A 17,917-nucleotide genomic window follows, 5' to 3' on the forward strand; every position below is an offset into this window, starting at 1 on the left:
ATGCGCGAGCTTTTAGTCAATAATCGGTGCGCGTACAAATTCTTTTTTCCGGTCGAACAGGTATCGCATGGTTCTGTGCGTCAGTTTATGATCGGCGCCAAACGACTTAAACAGTGCATTCATTTTAGGATTGAAATCGCCCACCCAGCTCATTTCCATGTCGTTGTACCAGTCTTTTTTCAGCATTACTTTTTTCAGGTGATGGAAAATTCCTGACTCGATACCTTTCCCCTGGTAGCCCGGTACCACGCCCAACACAATTACCCTGCATCGTTTGATGGTTTTTCGCTTGATGAGGTAAAGCATTTTTAGCGCCTGCCACAGGTTTAGTTTACCCGTTTTTAGTTTTTGAATGATCTGGTTCAGGTCGAGGATTTGCATAAAAAAAGCGATGGGTTTACCATTGTGGTAGGCATACCAGATAAATTCCTCGTCCAGAATTATCCTGGCGTCTTTTAGCAGGGCTTTAACGAGTCTGAAATCGAGCGGTTTATAGTTTCCGTGATTTCCCCAGGCCTTTTGATGAATCTCGATAAAATCGCGAATGTACTTGTCCTGTTCACTGAATTTGAAATGCTCGAATGAATAGCCGGGTTTTTTAGCCACCCAGCTGGCAATTCTCCAGAATCTGTCGGGCAGGTCGGGATTGGTGATGTCGAGTGAATAACTGTATTGACGGTAGTAGGTCTTAAATCCGTAACTTTTAAACAGACTCAGGTAGTAGTCGGGGTTGTATTGCATCCCAAAGGTTTGCGGTTGGAAACCATCGGTGAGCAGCCCCCAGTAAAAGAAGTTTTCGTCAAAATTAACCGGGCCATCCATGGCTTCCATGCCGTTTTTTTTGAGCCACTCGTGAGCAGTATCAAAAAGCAGGTTGGCAGCTTCCTGGTCGTAAATACATTCAAAAAAACCGCAACAACCGGTGGGCTGATCGTAGCCACCCGCATACTTTTCGTCGTAGAAAGCGGCAATCCGGCCTACATATTTTCCATCCTTCTGTATGATCCAGCGAATGGCATCGCCATTTAAAAAGCGTTTGTTTTTACTTGGGTTGAATGTGTTTTCAATCATCATCCGCAAAGGCGGAATATAGTTGGGGTCGTTCTTGTAAATTATGTCGGGTACTCGGTGAAATTCATCTACCAATTTTCGGTTGGTAACCTGAACAATATGCATGAGTTTTTATTTTTTTACATTCCGGAATTCCCGAAAGTAATGTTTTTGACAATAAATGAAAAAAGGATTCATCCCCTGGAGCGAGATAAATCCTTTTCTTAAAATTAAATCAACTTTATTAGTCGCGGCTGGCAACCTTCGACAACAGACGAAGAATTTCCAGGTATAACCAGATCAAAGTCACCATCAATCCAAACGCACCGTACCACTCCATGTATTTGGGAGCGCCCGAAGCCGAAGCTCTTTCAATAAACGAAAAATCGAGTACCAGGTTAAGCGCAGCGATGGCAACCACTACCAGGCTAAAACCGATGCTAAAGTTGGAGTTGCCGTAAAGGAATGACATTTGAGCGCCAAACAATCCGGCAATAAAACTTCCCAGGTACACCAGTGCAATGCCTGCAGTAGCCGCAAAAACTACCATCATAAATTTGTTGGTTACCTTAATGGCTCCCGAACGGTAAAGGAAAAGCATGGCTAAAAAAACGGCCATGGTTAATGCAACCGCACGAATAACAATTCCGCTGAATTGCATTTCGAGGATGGCAGAAATTCCTCCGAGCAGCAAGCCTTCGAATACGGCATAAATCGGAGCCGAAATACCCGAGCTTTGTGGTCTGAAAACAGTGACAAGCACGGTAATAAAACCACCGATTCCACCTACCAGCAACCAGGGGCCAACTGCAGCCAAACCTGCTTCTGGATTGGTAGCTATGGCATCAAAGAATTTATTCCATGTAAAAACGGCGCCGGCGATTACGAGTAAAAGCATCAGTGCGGTTTTGTTCATGGTCCCGCTTATGGTCATGGCCTGCGAAGAATACGAATAATCTTTGCTAAATACATTTTCCTTGAAAACGGGATTCGAAGATTTTGAAATGTTCATCATTTTAATTGTTTATAGTTTCTGTTTTTTTGAATCATGTAACAATTTACACGGCTTCAGGGTTGGGTAAATCAATTTGTTTGCCAAAATAAAGACGCCCTGACAAGATTGCAGTTAAAGTACGTTAAGGATTCTGTTGTTCGAATGTTTCCTGTACGTAATCGCTGTTCAGTTCCTCAAAAAGTTGTTCGCCAAGCTTTACTGCTGTTGCCGAATGGTCGAGCTTCATGTTTTGGGAAAGCGCTATACATGCAGTGTTTAGTTGTTTTGAACGGGTTCCCATAGCGATGATAGCCCGGTAGAGCGGAGTAAAAAGCTTTTCATCGCGCGCAAGGATGGGCAGTTCATCGAAAAAAGGTTCGAACATCTCGTCGATGGCTTTTTTGTCAGTAATCGCCAGGCGTCCCATCAGGTGAACACCTGTAAAACGTACGATGTGTTTTTTTCCACGGCACCATTCGAGCGCCTTGATAAACGCAAATTTGGTTTTACACCAGAGATTGGCCGATGCCTGTTCGGCTATTTCGGTGGTCTCAAAAGTTTTGGTCCAGAAATCCATTTGCTCTTCACTTACCTCTGCTGGTTCATCGAGCAGTGTGGCCAAAATCATGGTTTCGCGCCACTGCTTGTTCCAGAGTTTTAAGGCCAGCAGATGATTGCGTTCGTATGTCTGTGCCAGTTCCCGCAAATCGATGAGGGAAACGCCCCAGTTCATTTTGTAGCTGATTCCCTGTTGGTTCATGCTGTCGGAAACCTCACCGCTTTTCCTCAGTTTGATTGCCTGAAGCAGTTTTTGGTATTGTGCTTCGCTTTCCTGGTTATCGAGAATAAAATCCATTTTCTAGAAAATTTGTTCAGCAAAAATAAAGATTACCACAATTCCAAAAGAATATAAAGCATATATTCCGACCGGGAGGTATGATGAAAGCACAATATCAAACTGTTTTTTTAGTCTGTATGACAGGTATGCTTTTTCAGTCAGATAAGCAATAACAGTGGCAAACGCAATTCCCGGTAATCCCCAAAACTGAACAAATACAAGGCTTAGCGCTATATTCAGGATTAGTTCAATAGCCGAAGCCAGCATAATAGGTTGTGTGATCCGAAGACCATTCAGGATGGTTTGCGGCATTATTAAACGGCTGATCACCAGCAAGAGGTAGACATTGAAAACCGAAGCGCTTTCCGCAAAGTCGGGATTGAAGATCACCGGGAAAAGCGGTCTGGAAACGAGAAGCAAAACTGCTGTTAGCGGAAAAAGAAAGTGCATGAGTCTCGTGACGCTGGTTTTTAACCGAAGAAGGTTTTTCTGTCGGTTTTGGTCGTTGGCAAAAGCAGGCAGCATGGCACTGCTCAAAGCATTTGCCATTAGCATGGCCAACGGAAGTTCGCGTGCGCCAAAGCGAAAAACCGCAAATGCTTCTTCGTTGAATTTGGAAGTGACAATAAATCCGTCGACAAACTGGGCCGATCCGCTTAACAGTGTGGCGACAACTAATGGAGTTCCCAGGTTTAAATGTTCGCGGATAAATTTTGAAGAAACAAAAAGCTCGTTGTTAACGATCAGCAAAATCCAGAGCCAAGCGTAGCGAAGTAAAGCCGACAATGCAAGACCAATCATTGCCCATCTGATTGGAAGGTGCATGATGACAGGAAAAACAACCAGAATAAACTGCAGCGTAAACGAAACGATCGCATAAACTACGATTGCCTTGTTTTTGCCCCTGATTAAATAATAGTATTCAACCAGGTTAGCCGGAACACTGATAACAATAAATGCCAGCAGAAAATAAATTTCGGGTAGGGGTTGGTGATTTAAAAGAAAGCGCGAAAAAAATGGCTGCAGAAAATACAAGAGCAAGGCGGCTGTCAGGCTAAAAAGCTGAACGACCAGGAAAGCGCTGAAGATGTTTGTTTTTGATCGCTCTGTGTTTTTGCCAATCGGCAACGAAGCTTTAAGTAAACCATTGAGCCAGAAAAAGCTGACTGCTCCGGCAATAAAAACAAAGGTTTCGTATTCGCCGATTTCGGTTTTTGACAGTGCTGTTTTGGTGAAAACAATACCAATTAATATAAGCGTGGAATAACGTACCAGCTGAAAAAACTGAAAAGCCGAAACTGTATTTAGTGCCTTTTTCACACGTTTAATTTGCTGCTAAAAATAGAAAAATTGATGCATAAGCGTTTATGCTCCTGAAGTTTTGATTTCGTACTTCTGCTGAAGGGTTTTCAGAATTTATCTCTTATTTTTGTTAGAAAGCTCACCAATATGATTCAACTTAAAGGCTGGACCCGTAATACCCTGTTGATCCTCGGATTTCTGTTCATCCTTTTTCTCATATGGTATTTTAGCAACATTGTAACCTATATCCTGATTTCAGTGGTGCTTTCCTTTATGGGGCGTCCGCTGATGCACTGGCTCACCAGGTTGAAATACAAACGTTTCAAAATTCCTCAGTCGTTGGCGGCTTTTATCTCGCTGGGAGTTATCTGGATTGTTTTTCTTTCGTTCTTTCGCTTTATCATTCCGCTGCTGATTCGGGAACTCGAAACGCTTTCGAAGATCGATTTTACAGCAGTGTTGGATTCAATAGAAGAGCCCTTTTTGCAAATCCAGCATTTTTTTACCCGCGAACCTGTTGACATCAATGAAAAGAATTTCCTCGATCTGATCAGTGAAAACATAGGCGCTCAAATCGATTTTTCAAAAGTATCCAACTGGTTTGGTGTGATCGCCGGAACGTTGGGGGAAGTTTTGATCGCTTTCTTCTCGGTGTCGTTTATTACCTATTTCTTTTTGAAGGAGCAGAACATGTTTCGCGAGTTTATTATTTTGCTGGTGCCGAGTAACCTCGAAAGTAAAGTTGCACACGCAATGGACTCAATTTCCTACCTGTTGCGCCGCTACTTTATCGGTTTGGTGTTCGAGGTTTTTATGGTGATGTTACTGGTCACGGTGGGGCTTTCCATCGTTGGAATTCAGTTTGAACATGCCGTTGTGATCGGACTTTTCTGCGGTATCTTTAACGTTATTCCTTATCTCGGGCCATGGATGGGAGCGATGCTGGGTTTGTTGATCGGTGCTGCACTTCATATCAATGCCGATTTTATGAGCGAAACCCTCCCGTTACTGGGATGGATGACCCTCGTTTTTGCGCTGGTGCAGGTGTGCGATAATGTTTTATTTCAGCCACTTATTTATTCCAGCAGCGTAAAAGCGCATCCACTTGAGATCTTTCTAGTAATACTGGCAGCCGGAAGCATGGCCGGAATACTGGGAATGATTTTGGCCATTCCGGTTTATACCATTTTAAGGGTGATTGCAAAGGAATTCTTTGAAAACATGAAGCTGGTTCAAAAGATGACCCGGGGATTGGAAAAAGAAGAGAATTGAGTCTTTTATCTGCCTTCTTCTGAGCCCATAATCCGAAAGAATTAATCCCGATTATGATCAAAAACCCTGCGCAACAAGCACATTTTCAATTCATTCAAAAAAAAAATAAATTAGTAGGAACAATAGAGGGAGTCTATTGTTAATATAGGTGATTTATCCAATAAAAAGCCTTAATTATATTGCTAAACTGAACAGAATGAGAAAATATTTCGTAAGGAAAATGCTACGGAAAAATCTGCCGGTTTTCATTTTCCTCTTCGCTGCATTTTTTTCAATTCCCAATACTATTTATGCTGATGCTAATGAATCTGTGGTGACCAACGGGCACTCAGAACATGAGATCAAACGCGGAGAACGTTTTTTTAAAGGTTTGTTGCCCTTTAAAAGAGAATACGCATCCTGCGTTTCGTGTCATAATCTGAATCCGGTTGATACACTGAACTGGAATCCTTCAGCGATGGATCTTGCATTGAAATTTGTTGACAAGGATTTCGAAGCATTTCAGGCGTCGGTAAAAAATCCGTCGGGAGTAAAAATGGAAGCCTCGCATGTGAACTTTAACATTGCAGAGGAAGATTTAAAAGCGGTCAAGCTTTATCTCGACGATTTGGCACATAACGGCACAGCACCAGCCAAACCCACTTTTTTCAATCTTATTTTATTTATCTTTTTGGGATTGTTACTGACCTGGGCGCTGGTGGAATTGATCTTCCTCCATAAAATCAAATGGAAAGCAATTCCATTGATCATTTTTGTGGGAGCTTTTGGCTGGCAGGTAAAAATGATTGTTACCGATGCCATTAAACTGGGGCGGCAGGAAAATTATGCCCCCGATCAGCCGGTGAAGTTTTCGCACAAGGTGCACGTAGGAGAGAATGGTATCGATTGTATGTATTGCCACACCACCGCAGAGAATAGCAAATCGGCCGGAATTCCGGCAGCGAATCTTTGTATGAACTGCCATGTTTTGATCAGGGAAGGAACCAACTCCGGTAAATTCGAAATTGCCAAAGTGGTGGAAGCCAACGAAACCGGCAAGCCCATTGAGTGGGTGCGCATTCATAACCTCCCCGATCACGTTTACTTCAGTCATGCTATTCATGTGGGCTCGGGTAAGCTCGATTGCAAACAGTGTCACGGACAGGTTCAGGAAATGGACATTATGCAGCAGCATAGTGACTTATCTATGGGCTGGTGTATAAACTGCCACCGAGATACTAAGGTCGACTTTGAAGGAAACGGATATTACGAACATTTTGTAAAACTGCACGAAGACCTAAAATCGGGAGCGATCGATTCGGTGACTGCCAATGATATTGGCGCCAACGATTGTATGCGTTGCCATTATTAGTTCAGCGTTTGAAGAAACCAAGGGAAATACGATTTGCAATTGCGTAAAGTTCAAAATTTAATGTTGAAAGTTTAAAGAGCTAGTGACGATAAGCTAGCGCCTAACAGCTAAAAATTATGACAAAATATTGGAGAAGTTTAGAAGAGTTAAATGATCCGGTAGCCTTTAAGAAAAGTGAGATCAGGCTGGAGGTGGATGCCAAAAGAGCAGTCACACAAAAAGCCGCCGGTTCATCCCGCCGCGATTTTCTTAAAACTTTTGGGTTTAGCGTGGCAGCGGCAGCCGTGGTTGCCAGTTGCAAACGCCCGGTCGATAAAGCGATTCCTTATCTTGTAAAGCCAGAAGAAGTAACTCCGGGTGTCGCCAATTACTACGCATCTTCCTATTTCGAAGGCAACGAATATTGCAGCGTATTGGTAAAGGTTCGTGACGGCCGTCCGATTAAGATTGAAGGAAACGATCTTTCATCTGTGTCGAAACGCGGAACTTCGGCCCGGGTGCAGGCGTCGGTTTTGAATTTGTACGACGATGCCCGTTTTAAAACACCGCTAAAAAGAGGAGAGGCTACAACCTGGGAAGCGGTGGATGACTACATCACTAAAAAACTGGCGCAATTGAATCAGGACAACAAAAAAGTTGTACTTCTAACTTCTTCCATCATTTCGCCTTCTACCCAAAAAGTAATCCAGCAATTTCAGGAAAGATACCCGGTTGTGGAGTGGTTGCCTTACGATGCCGTTTCTGCCACGGGAATATTAAAAGCCAACGAATTGAGTTTTGGGTCGGCTTTTATTCCGGATTACCGTTTTGAAAAGGCGAAAGTAGTTGTTGGTTTTGGTGCCGATTTTCTGGGAACCTGGCTTTCGTCGGTGGAATACATCAAAGGATACTCTGCCGGAAGAAGAGTGCTTGAAAAGGGCGATGAAATGAATCGCCATTATCAGTTTGAAACGGGTATGACGGTGACCGGTTCCAATGCCGATGTTCGCTTCCCGATTAAACCTTCGGAGGAAAAAACAATCCTGACGGCGCTCTATTACCAGTTGTTGCAGGCAAAAGGTTCGATGACGGTTACAGCACCCGCCAGCCCGGTTGATATCAACGGACTGGCCGAGGATTTGCTGGCTAACGAAGGACATTCGCTGGTGGTTTCCGGAAGTAACGATGTAAATACGCAGTTGATTGTTAATGCGATCAACCAGCTGCTCGGAAACTACGGAAATACCGTTTTGACAAGCACTACACTAAATACACATCAGGGAATAGATGCCGATTTTGAGACTTTCATTTCAGAATTAAAAAATAAAACCGTTGCCGGTGTTTTATGCTGGGGTGTTAACCCGGTGTACAACCATCCGAAAGGCAGCGAATTAAAAGATTTAATAGCAGGCGCTGAATTGTCGGTTTCTTTTTCGGATCGAAAAGATGAAACCACGGCTGCCTGTCATTGGGTTTGCCCCGAACCGCATTACCTTGAAAGCTGGAACGATGCCGAACCCAAATCAGGAATGTATAGCCTGGCTCAGCCAACCATTTCCAAATTGTTTGACAGCCGTCAGGTGCAGGAAACTTTGTTGAAGTGGGCAGGAGAGGAAACGCCCAATTATTATGAATATGTAAAAAAATACTGGAGCGAGGAGCTTTTCAAACTTCAGAATACTTATACCGATACCCGCATTTTCTGGAACGAAGCTTTGCAAAAAGGTGTTTTCGAACCTGAAAAAGCAAGCGGACAACTTACCTATTCCGAAGCCGGATTGGGAGAAGCGTTGAGCGCTCAATCAGAATCTAAAGGCTGGGAAGTGGTTTTGTACGAGAGTGTGGGTTTAAAAGACGGAAGCTCGGGCAACAACCCGTGGTTGCAGGAATTACCCGACCCGGTTGCCAAGATCAGCTGGGACAACTTTGCCGCAGTTCCGGTAAAATGGGCCGAAGAAAACGGACTTCAGAATGAATCGGTAATAACGATCAACGGTGTTGAATTGCCGGTGTTTATTCAGCCGGGACAGGCCGCCGGAACCATTTCGGTTGCTCTTGGTTATGGTCGTGAAATTGCCGGTAAAGTGGGTGATGGAGTGGGAACAAACATGTACCCGTTCGTGTCGGTTGAGAACGGAGCCAGGAAATTCTGGGTAGCTGGTGCCGATGTGCAAACAACTGCTAAAACCTTTGAACTGGCCTTGTCGCAAACGCATCATTCGATGGAAGGAAGGCCTATTGTTCGCGAAACCAATTTCAGCGAATGGCAAATCGATCCGCGTTCGGGCAATGAGTTAAAAGAAGAACACGAGAAACACGATGTAAGCCTGTACCCGGCTCCCGAATTCAAAGGGCACCATTGGGGAATGGCAGTGGATCTGTCGTCGTGTATCGGTTGCAGCAACTGTGCTATTTCCTGTCAGGCAGAGAACAATGTTCAGGTAATTGGAAAAGAACAGGTCCGCAACCGCCGTATTATGCACTGGATCCGGATCGACCGGTATTTTTCCAATAATCCCGAGAATCCGGAAGTGTATCATCAGCCGGTGATGTGCCAGCATTGTGATAATGCACCGTGTGAGAATGTATGCCCCGTTTCGGCTACACCACACAGTGACGAAGGTCTTAACCAAATGGCTTACAACCGTTGCGTGGGAACAAAATACTGTGTCAATAACTGTCCGTATAAAGTGCGCCGTTTTAACTGGTTCGAATACGTGAAAAACGATGCGTTCGATTTTAATTCAAACAGTGATTTGGGTCGGATGGTGTTGAACCCTGATGTGACAGTTCGTTCGCGTGGGGTAGTGGAGAAGTGCTCGTTCTGTGTGCAGCGTATTCAGGAAAAGAAAACCGCAGCCAGAGTTGCCGGAAGAAAAGTCGAAGACGGAGAAATTCAACCGGCTTGTGTTCAGTCATGTCCGGCTGATGCGCTGGTGTTTGGTGATCTGAATGACCCGAACAGCAAAATTTCGAAGTACTTCAAAAATGAACGGAACTATCACCTGCTGGAAGAGTTACACACTTTGCCATCGGTAGGATATTTAACTAAAGTGAGGAATAAAAAGAGTTGAGTATTTAGTAAGGAGTAGTGAGACTGAAATTGGATATAAATATAAATAACTAAACCTGAAAAGCCCCTTTAGGGGTTTGGGGTTAAAAGCATAGTAACTTATGTATAATTCGAAGGTAAGAGGAAAACTGATCGAAGGCGACAAAAGCCTCGGGCAAATCTCGCAGGAGATCCTTGCCCCGATTCATAGGAAAAAGCCGCCACTCTGGTGGTATGCTGCCTTACTGGTCAGTCTTAGCATGTTTGGTTTTGGATTGTATGCCAAATACATTACCGTTTCCACCGGTATTGGTACCTGGGGAGTGAATAACTCCATCGCCTGGGGATGGGCCATCATCAACTTTGTGTGGTGGATCGGTATCGGGCATGCCGGAACAGCATTTTCGATTTTCCTGCTGATCCTGCGTCAGAAATGGAGAACAGCCATTAACCGCGCCGCCGAAGCAATGACAGTTGTGGCTGTATTTTGTGCGAGTTTGTTCCCGTTGTTACACATGGGGCGGCCCTGGTTGTTTTTCTGGATTTTTCCTTACCCGAATACTCGTGGTCCCTTGTGGGTAAACTTTAATTCACCGCTTTTCTGGGACTTTGTAGCTATTTCTGCTTACCTTCTGATTTCAGCCAGTTTCTGGTACTTCGGTATGGTGCCTGATTTTGCAACCATTCGCGACACTGCCAAATCAAAAATTAAAAAAGCGGTTTACGGTTTCTTTTCTTTTGGCTGGACAGGCTCGAGCAAAGAGTGGCTGCGCTTTGAAGGACTGAGTTTTGTGCTTGGAGGTATTGCCGCGGTACTGGTGGTTTCGGTTCACTCGATCGTTTCTACCGACTTTGCAGTATCTGTGAAACCCGGCTGGCACACAACCATCTTCCCGCCCTACTTTGTGGTGGGAGCGATCTTCTCCGGTTTTGCGATGGTGTTGACACTGGTAATTACCATGCGCGGCCTGTATAAAATGAACGATTTTATCACCGACTCTCACGTTGATGCGGTTTGCCGTATCCTGATTTTTATTTCACTGATCATGGGAACGGCCTACATTACTGAAATCTTCATGGCCTGGTATTCTGCCAATGACTACGAATTTGCGCTCTTTTTCAAAACCCGTTTATTCGGGGAATATGCATTCCAGTTTTGGGCTATGTTTATTGCCAACGCGGTGATTCCGCAGTTATTCTGGTTCAAGGGAGTTCGCCGCCGGATGTGGATCGTATTTATCATTTCCATTATCATCAACATTGGGATGTGGTTCGAGCGCTTTAATATTGTGGTTACTTCGCTAAGCCGCGATTACCTGCCTTCTGCCTGGGCGTCGTATTCGCCTACCTGGGTGGAGATCGCCTTTTTCACCGGAACGATCGGTATGTTTATTACCGGGGTGTTACTGTTCTTCCGCTATATCCCGATGATCGCTATTTCGGAACTGAAATCGGTGGCCAAATTTGACAAACCCAACAACGGACAACTAAAATCGAGCAGCCATGAGTAAAGAATATATCCTTGGAGTTTTTAACGATGAGGCAACTTTGGTGGATGCTTTCGAAAAGATAAAAGCCAAAGGAATTATGCCTGTTGAGGTTTTTACGCCTTACCCGATTCACGAAATCTTGGAAGGAATGGGAAAGAAGACCCGGATCACGCATGCGGCATTTTTTTACGGGCTGTTTGCTGCTGTGGGTATACTTAGTTTCCTGACTTATGCTGCAGTGATCGATTGGCCGCTGCATTACGGAGGAAAGCCTTTTAATGCTTTTCCGTCGTTTATTGTGGTGACGATTGTGGCTACCATCCTTTCGATCACTTTGCTGACACTGTTTACCTTTTCGGCCCGGGCAAAGATATTTCCGGGTAAAAAGGCCGAGATTTTTCATGAGCGGGCTACCGACGACAAGTTTGTAATCGTGCTCGATCCTGAAAGTCTTGGAGCTGACTCAAAAGCAGTGGAGGAAATTATCAGGGAACACGGAGAAGTAGAGTAATGCAAAGATAAGTATGGAGACAAGGAGATATGAGTATTGAGACTAAATCAGATACAATGAATTTCATCAAAAAAACAAGGTTTTCTTTTGCCTTTCGCCTTTTGCCTTTTGCCTTTTTACTTTTTGCCTTCACCTCGTGCGATTACAGCCGCAAAACAACGGGCTGGCAGTATTTCGACGATATGGTGGAATCGTCGGCTTACGAAACGTATACGCCTAACCCAAATTTTGCGGATGGAAAAACGATGCAGCCTCCGGTTGCGGGAACCATTCCGAGGGGAATGATACCCTATCCTTATCAAAAAACAGATGAAGACCGGGCCCTGGCTGCTCAGTCGTTGGTTAATGATGTTCCGTTGACGGAAGATAACCTGGCACGGGGCAAAAAGCAATACGGAATTTACTGTGCCCAATGTCACGGTGATAAAGGCGACGGACAGGGGCAATTGTATGTCAGAAAGAAATACACCTATCCGCCGGCCAGTTTGCTGAGCGAAAAAATGTTGGCAAATCCGGAAGCAGACATCTACCATGTGATCACAGTTGGCTACGGAATTATGGCAGCACACGGTTCGATGATCTCGCCCGACGATCGCTGGATGATCTCAATGTATATTAAAAACGAGTTACAGAAATAGTTTTCAAAATATCCGATTATGGAAGAGAAAGTGGTCCTTTCAGGGAAATTCAAATTAATCACCTACATACTCATCGGCATTGGTGTACTTTCGTTTGCACTGGGCTTTGTGTTCGATGCAGAACGTACGTGGGCCAATTACCTGCTGAATAATTATTACTTTGTTTCGCTGGCCGTGGGAGCTGCCTTTTTTGGTGCCATCCAATACATTACACAATCGGGATGGTCGGCCCTGTTTAAGCGTGTCCCTGAAGCGATGGCTGCCTGGTTTCCGTTTGCTGCCGTATTTTTTATCCTGATGTTTTTCGGAATGCATTCGATCTACGAATGGACCCACGACGAAGTAGTTCAGCACGATCATCTCCTGCAGTTCAAATCGCCTTACCTGAACATTCCTTTCTTTTTTATCCGGGTGGTTGTATTCATCGGTTTGTGGATCATCATGTCAAGGTTATTGCGCAAACTTTCGTTACAGGAAGACGAACACGGAGGCATGGATTATTTCAGGAAGTCGGAGTTTTATTCGAAAATATTCATTTTTATCATCGCCTTTTCCTTCAGCTTGTTTGGCGTTGATATGCTGATGTCGCTCGAACCACACTGGTATAGCACCTTGTTTGCCGGGAAAAGTTTTATTGCCGGCTTACTTCATGCATCATCTATTATTGCGTTGATCGTTATCCTGCTGTCGAAACAAGGCTACTACAAACAAATGAACGGAAGTCACCTGCACGATTTTACCCGCTACATTTTTATGGCGAGCATCGTTTGGGGCTATTTTAATTTTGCTGAATTCATGTTGATCTGGTACGGAAACATCCCTGAAGAAACTGTTTGGTTTGTACATCGCTGGGAGGGAACCTACAAAATCCTGTTTTTTGCGAACATCATACTCAACTGGGGAATTCCATTCCTGGTGTTGATGCCGCGTAAATCTTCGCGTAGTAAAATGATCATTCTTCCCGTGGTGCTTTTGCTGATCATCGGGCAGTATACCGAGCTTTATTATATCATTTGGCCGGCAACGGTTCACGAAGCCAAATTTGGCTTACTCGAAATCGGCACCTTCCTGGGGTATGTGGGCTTATTTTCATGGGTGGTTGGCACCGCGCTGACAAAAGCTTCGCTGGTACCTAAAAATCATCCGTATTTGCAGGAAAGTATCCATCATCATTTTTAGAATAATTCGTTGTTCGATATACACAATTATTTCAGGCGCATTCCGGTTTCGGGGTGCGCTTTTTGTTTGTAAGGGAAATGCTTGAATGAGCTGCGAGCCTTGAGTACAGGCTTCGAGTCACGACCTCTTTTTTTCTGAAAGTCAATTTTTAAAAAATATCCCATTCTCAATTTTGAATGTAAAATATTCAACAAAATCCTGAAAATTGGATATTGCGAATTCTACATTGCGTGTCCTGCATTAAAAATTGAAAACAAATCCCCGATAGAAGTAAAAGTCTTTACTTTCATATCTGTTGGTGATTCCTGAGAATCATGATTGTTTTATGACTCCATCCGCTAAAATATGCCGGGCCGACTTCTAATTCAGTGTTCCTCTGTGTCTACTCTGTGCCCTCTGTGGTTAAAAGATAAAAGACAGTAGATTTTTTTGTGTTTTAGGCTGCACTCAAATGCTGTTTCCCTTAAAATTGAAAGATGTTAAAGTGTTATTGAACATATTTCAGCAAACCAGTACCCCAATTGTGTTGGAAAAAACTTCTGTTCCATTAAATTAGCTGAAAAACTACTAATACTTTTTCCCATGCTATTAATTTCAATACTCCCGGATTGGTCGACAATGGAATTGTTCGAACGGATATTTTGGTACCTGGCCATTCCAACTACGCTTATTTTGATTCTGCTGATGGTGCTTTCCATTTTTGGCGGTGATACGGATACCGATGTTGATACTGACGTGGATGCAGACATCTCGGACGGTGATACGATTCCGTTCCAGTTTATTTCGCTGAAAAACATTGTGGCTTTTTTTGCGGTTTTCGGCTGGTCGGGGATTGGCTTTATCAATGCAGGGATGGAGCCGTGGCTGGTGATAGTGCTGGCGGTTTTTTGCGGCTTGCTGATGATGTCGCTGATGGCAACACTGTTCTACCTGATGTCGAAGCTGGCCGAGAACGGTACCCTGAAAATGAATAACGCCATTGGAAAGCTCGGCGAGGTTTATCTGCGTATTCCGGCCGAAAGAGGCGGAATGGGAAAAGTGCAGCTTACCGTTCAGGGATCGGTGCGTACGCTCGATGCCATTACCGACGACCTGGATGAAATTGCCACCGCCTCCATTGTTCAGGTGGTCGATGTGATCGACGACAGTATTCTGCTGGTAAAAAAACAAGGAAATTAAACACCCATAAAAACTAAAAATCAATGCAAGATTATTTTGTAATTCTAATCACCGTTGCTGCCTTTTTTCTCTTTATTATAGTGGTGGCAATGATGAGGAGGTACAAACGTTGCCCCTCCGACCGCATCCTGGTGGTGTATGGTAAAATTGGCAAAGGTTCCGACCGCGAATCACGTTCATCGAAGTGTATTCACGGGGGTGCCGCGTTTATCTGGCCCATCATTCATTCGTATGCATTTCTGGATTTAACACCTATTTCCATCGAAATCAACCTGACCAACGCACTGAGTAAGCAAAACATTCGTGTGGATGTGCCTTCCCGTTTTACGGTGGGTATTTCTACCGAACCCAATGTAATGAACAATGCTGCCGAGCGTTTGCTGGGATTGTCGCAAGACCTGATCAGTAACCTGGCAAAAGACATCATTTTTGGTCAGTTGCGTTTGGTGGTGGCTACCATGGAAATCGAAGAAATCAACAGCAACCGCGACCTGTTTCTGGCCGCCGTTTCTTCAAACGTGGAAGCCGAATTGAAAAAAATCGGTTTGAAACTGATCAACGTAAACGTCACCGACATTAACGACGAGTCGGGCTATATTGAAGCGCTGGGTAAGGAAGCTGCTGCAAAAGCCATCAACGATGCCAAGAAAAGTGTGGCCGAGAAAAACCGTGACGGGGAAATTGGGCAGGCTATGGCACACCGTGAACAACGTGTGCAGGTGGCCAGCGCTGATGCTACCGCCGTAGAAGGGGAGAACCTGGCAAAAGTTACGATTGCCAACTCGGATGCCGATCGTCGCGAGAAAGAAGCTGAAGCCAACCGCCGCGCAGTTGCCGCTGAGAAGGTTACTGATGCGCAGGCGTTGCAGGAAGCTTATGCGGCTGAAAAACTGGCTGAGCAGGTAAGGGCAGAGAGAGACAAGGCTACGCAAACCGCCAACATTGTGGTTCCGGCCGAAATCGACAAACAAAAGGTGGAAATTGATGCCGAAGCCGTTGCCGAACAAAAACGCCGGATTGCCAAAGGGGAAGCCGATGCGATTTACCTGAAAATGGCGGCAGAAGGAAAAGGTATTTACGAAATCCTGAGCAAACAAGCCGAGGGTTTCGAAAAACTGGTGAAAGCTGCCGGTGGCGATGCGCAAAGCGCTGCGCTGATGATGATCACCGACAAATTGCCTGAGCTGGTGAAAACACAGGTGGAAGCCATCAAGAACATTAAGATCGATAAAGTTACGGTTTGGGAAACCGGTAATGGAAAAGACGGCAAAACATCGACTGCCAATTTTATGCAGGGATTGCTGGGATCGCTTCCTCCGCTCGACGATGTATTTAAATCGGCCGGAATGGAACTGCCCAATTATCTGAAAGGCACACCCGCCGAAGAAGTGGCTGTAGAAGAAGCTCCCGAAGAACCTGATAACGATCTTAAATAATATCGGATAGGATAAAACGCAAAACACCGGTTTTCTTTTTTTGAAGGCCGGTGTTTTTGTTGAAGGACTGAAGGACTGAAGGATTGAAGGACTGAAGGGAAGAATGCGAAAATGCCTGAATGCTTAACTGCTGAATTAAGCTGCGGGTCGCGAGCTACGGGCAAAAAACAGTCAGCGTTACCGTAACGATCCTTGTCGGGATAAAAGTTGAAGCAACGTACTCAGTACGTTCGTCGCCCAACCGGGAAAGGAGGTAACGTACTCAGTACGTTTGTCGCCCAGCCGAAAAAGGAGGCAACGTACTCAGTACGTTTGTTCCCCAATTGATGGGTGAAGGAATGTACTCAGTACGTTTACTGCCCGAAAGAAAAGGGATGCAATGTACTCAGTACGGTTGCTGCCCAACGCCTGGTTGTTTTATTACAAACAACTGCGGGGCCTTCACTATGATGTTGTTTTATGCGCTTAGTGGTTAGAACCACTAAGCGCTTTATGTGGAACAAACGCTATATGCCTTGGATTTTTATAAAACAGAAGATTCCTAAAATCCAATCTTTATGGGATTGCCGGTATGATATTCCTGGCGAGATCGTTTTTGTCGGCTAAAACACCCGGTTAAGCGATAATTTTTTCAGAGAATGTTATTTTTCGGTTTTCTTTACGAATAAATAGCAAAACCGTAATTTGTACGGCAAAACTTATACTATTCAATAAAAATCAAGATGGAATTATTTGAAGCGCGGAATGTGGAGAAGGTTTTTGCCTCTACCAAGGCCTTGTCGGATGTAAGCATTTCGGTAAAAGAGCAAAGCATTTTTGGCTTGCTGGGGCCCAATGGCGCCGGGAAAACCACGCTGATCCGCATTATTAACCAGATTACAGCACCCGACAAGGGCGAGATTTTCCTGGAAGGGCGTAAAATGACACGTGCCGATATTTCGCAAATCGGCTATCTGCCCGAAGAACGGGGCTTGTACAAAAAAATGAAGATCGGCGACCAGGCCATTTACCTGGCGCAGTTGAAGGGAATGTCGCACGGAGACGCGGTTCGCAACCTCAAAAAATGGTTCGAGAAATTCGACATTATGCCGTGGTGGCACAAAAAAGTGGAGGAGTTGTCGAAAGGGATGCAGCAGAAAGTGCAGTTTATTACCACGGTGGTGCATCAGCCCAAACTGCTGATTTTCGACGAACCTTTCAGCGGTTTCGACCCGATTAACGCCAATCTTTTAAAAGAAGAAATTCTGAACCTCCGCAACGAAGGAGCTACGATTATTTTCTCGACCCACAACATGGGATCGGTGGAAGAATTGTGCGACAGCATTGCGCTGATCAACAAATCGGTGAAAATAGAGGATGGTCCTACCGATGCGATTCGCGAAAAATACAAGTCGAACATTTACGATGTGCGGTACCGCGGGCAATTTGCCGATGTGGAAAAGGCACTGGGGGTTCAGTACGAGATTATCAGCCACGCAGAAACGGAGAAATTCAATACGCTGAAAATTCAATACCTGAACGGTAACTCGAACAACGATCTGATAAAGGCGCTGATGCCGGTGGTTGAAATAAGCGCTTTTGAAGAGGTGATTCCGAGCATGAACGATGTGTTTATTAGGGCGGTTCAAAACGCCAACCGAAAATAA

General features: G+C 44.7%; 14 protein-coding genes. 10 read left to right on the top strand and 4 right to left on the bottom strand.

Annotation, left to right across the window (positions count from 1 at the left end; all coding sequences use genetic code 11):
- Positions 1-12: 12 nt before the first annotated feature.
- The 4 genes from MR764_RS00890 to MR764_RS00905 all read right to left on the bottom strand — a co-directional run bounded on the left by MR764_RS00890 (position 13) and on the right by MR764_RS00905 (position 4,202).
- Complete coding sequence (locus MR764_RS00890) at positions 13-1,176, bottom strand: GNAT family N-acetyltransferase (RefSeq protein WP_247977496.1); 1,164 nt, start codon at positions 1,174-1,176, stop codon at positions 13-15.
- 118 nt (positions 1,177-1,294) lie between these two features.
- Complete coding sequence (locus tag MR764_RS00895) at positions 1,295-2,065, bottom strand: Bax inhibitor-1/YccA family protein (protein WP_247977497.1); 771 nt, start codon at positions 2,063-2,065, stop codon at positions 1,295-1,297.
- A gap of 121 nt (positions 2,066-2,186) precedes the next feature.
- Positions 2,187-2,900 carry a hypothetical protein gene (locus MR764_RS00900; RefSeq protein ID WP_247977498.1) on the bottom strand — a complete coding sequence of 238 codons (714 nt, stop codon included), beginning with the start codon at positions 2,898-2,900 and terminating at the stop codon, positions 2,187-2,189.
- A 3-nt stretch (positions 2,901-2,903) separates the two neighbouring features.
- A complete protein-coding gene (locus tag MR764_RS00905) occupies positions 2,904-4,202 on the bottom strand; it encodes an oligosaccharide flippase family protein (RefSeq protein WP_247977499.1) in 1,299 nt (432 codons plus the stop codon).
- 129 nt (positions 4,203-4,331) lie between these two features.
- Here MR764_RS00905 and MR764_RS00910 point away from each other — a divergent pair, with 129 nt between their 5' ends.
- The 10 genes from MR764_RS00910 (at position 4,332) to MR764_RS00955 (ending at position 17,917) form a co-directional block, all read left to right on the top strand.
- Positions 4,332-5,456, top strand: a complete 1,125-nt coding sequence (locus tag MR764_RS00910) for an AI-2E family transporter (protein ID WP_247977500.1) — start codon at positions 4,332-4,334, stop codon at positions 5,454-5,456.
- A 196-nt stretch (positions 5,457-5,652) separates the two neighbouring features.
- A complete protein-coding gene (locus tag MR764_RS00915; RefSeq protein WP_247977501.1) occupies positions 5,653-6,807 on the top strand; it encodes a cytochrome c3 family protein in 1,155 nt (384 codons plus the stop codon).
- Positions 6,808-6,923: 116 nt separating this feature from the next.
- Entirely contained in the window at positions 6,924-9,860 is a 2,937-nt protein-coding gene (locus tag MR764_RS00920; RefSeq protein ID WP_247977502.1) for a TAT-variant-translocated molybdopterin oxidoreductase, read from the top strand.
- Positions 9,861-9,960: 100 nt separating this feature from the next.
- The gene (nrfD, locus tag MR764_RS00925; protein ID WP_247977503.1) at positions 9,961-11,349 is read left to right on the top strand and encodes an NrfD/PsrC family molybdoenzyme membrane anchor subunit; all 1,389 of its coding nucleotides are present in this window, start codon (positions 9,961-9,963) and stop codon (positions 11,347-11,349) included.
- Positions 11,342-11,839 carry a DUF3341 domain-containing protein gene (locus tag MR764_RS00930; protein ID WP_247977504.1) on the top strand — a complete coding sequence of 166 codons (498 nt, stop codon included), beginning with the start codon at positions 11,342-11,344 and terminating at the stop codon, positions 11,837-11,839. The genes nrfD and MR764_RS00930 overlap by 8 nt, the downstream gene beginning before the upstream one ends.
- Positions 11,840-11,895: 56 nt before the next feature.
- A complete protein-coding gene (locus MR764_RS00935; protein ID WP_247977505.1) occupies positions 11,896-12,477 on the top strand; it encodes a cytochrome c in 582 nt (193 codons plus the stop codon).
- 18 nt (positions 12,478-12,495) lie between these two features.
- Complete coding sequence (locus MR764_RS00940; RefSeq protein ID WP_247977506.1) at positions 12,496-13,656, top strand: hypothetical protein; 1,161 nt, start codon at positions 12,496-12,498, stop codon at positions 13,654-13,656.
- Positions 13,657-14,238: 582 nt separating this feature from the next.
- Entirely contained in the window at positions 14,239-14,835 is a 597-nt protein-coding gene (locus tag MR764_RS00945; RefSeq protein ID WP_247977507.1) for a hypothetical protein, read from the top strand.
- 23 nt (positions 14,836-14,858) lie between these two features.
- Positions 14,859-16,271 carry a flotillin family protein gene (locus MR764_RS00950; protein ID WP_247977508.1) on the top strand — a complete coding sequence of 471 codons (1,413 nt, stop codon included), beginning with the start codon at positions 14,859-14,861 and terminating at the stop codon, positions 16,269-16,271.
- Positions 16,272-16,993: 722 nt separating this feature from the next.
- On the top strand, positions 16,994-17,917 hold the full coding sequence (locus tag MR764_RS00955; protein ID WP_247977509.1) for an ATP-binding cassette domain-containing protein: 924 nt from the start codon (positions 16,994-16,996) through the stop codon (positions 17,915-17,917).

Source organism: Maribellus sp. YY47, assembly GCF_023111095.1.
Classification (GTDB): Bacteria; Bacteroidota; Bacteroidia; order Bacteroidales; family Prolixibacteraceae; genus Draconibacterium.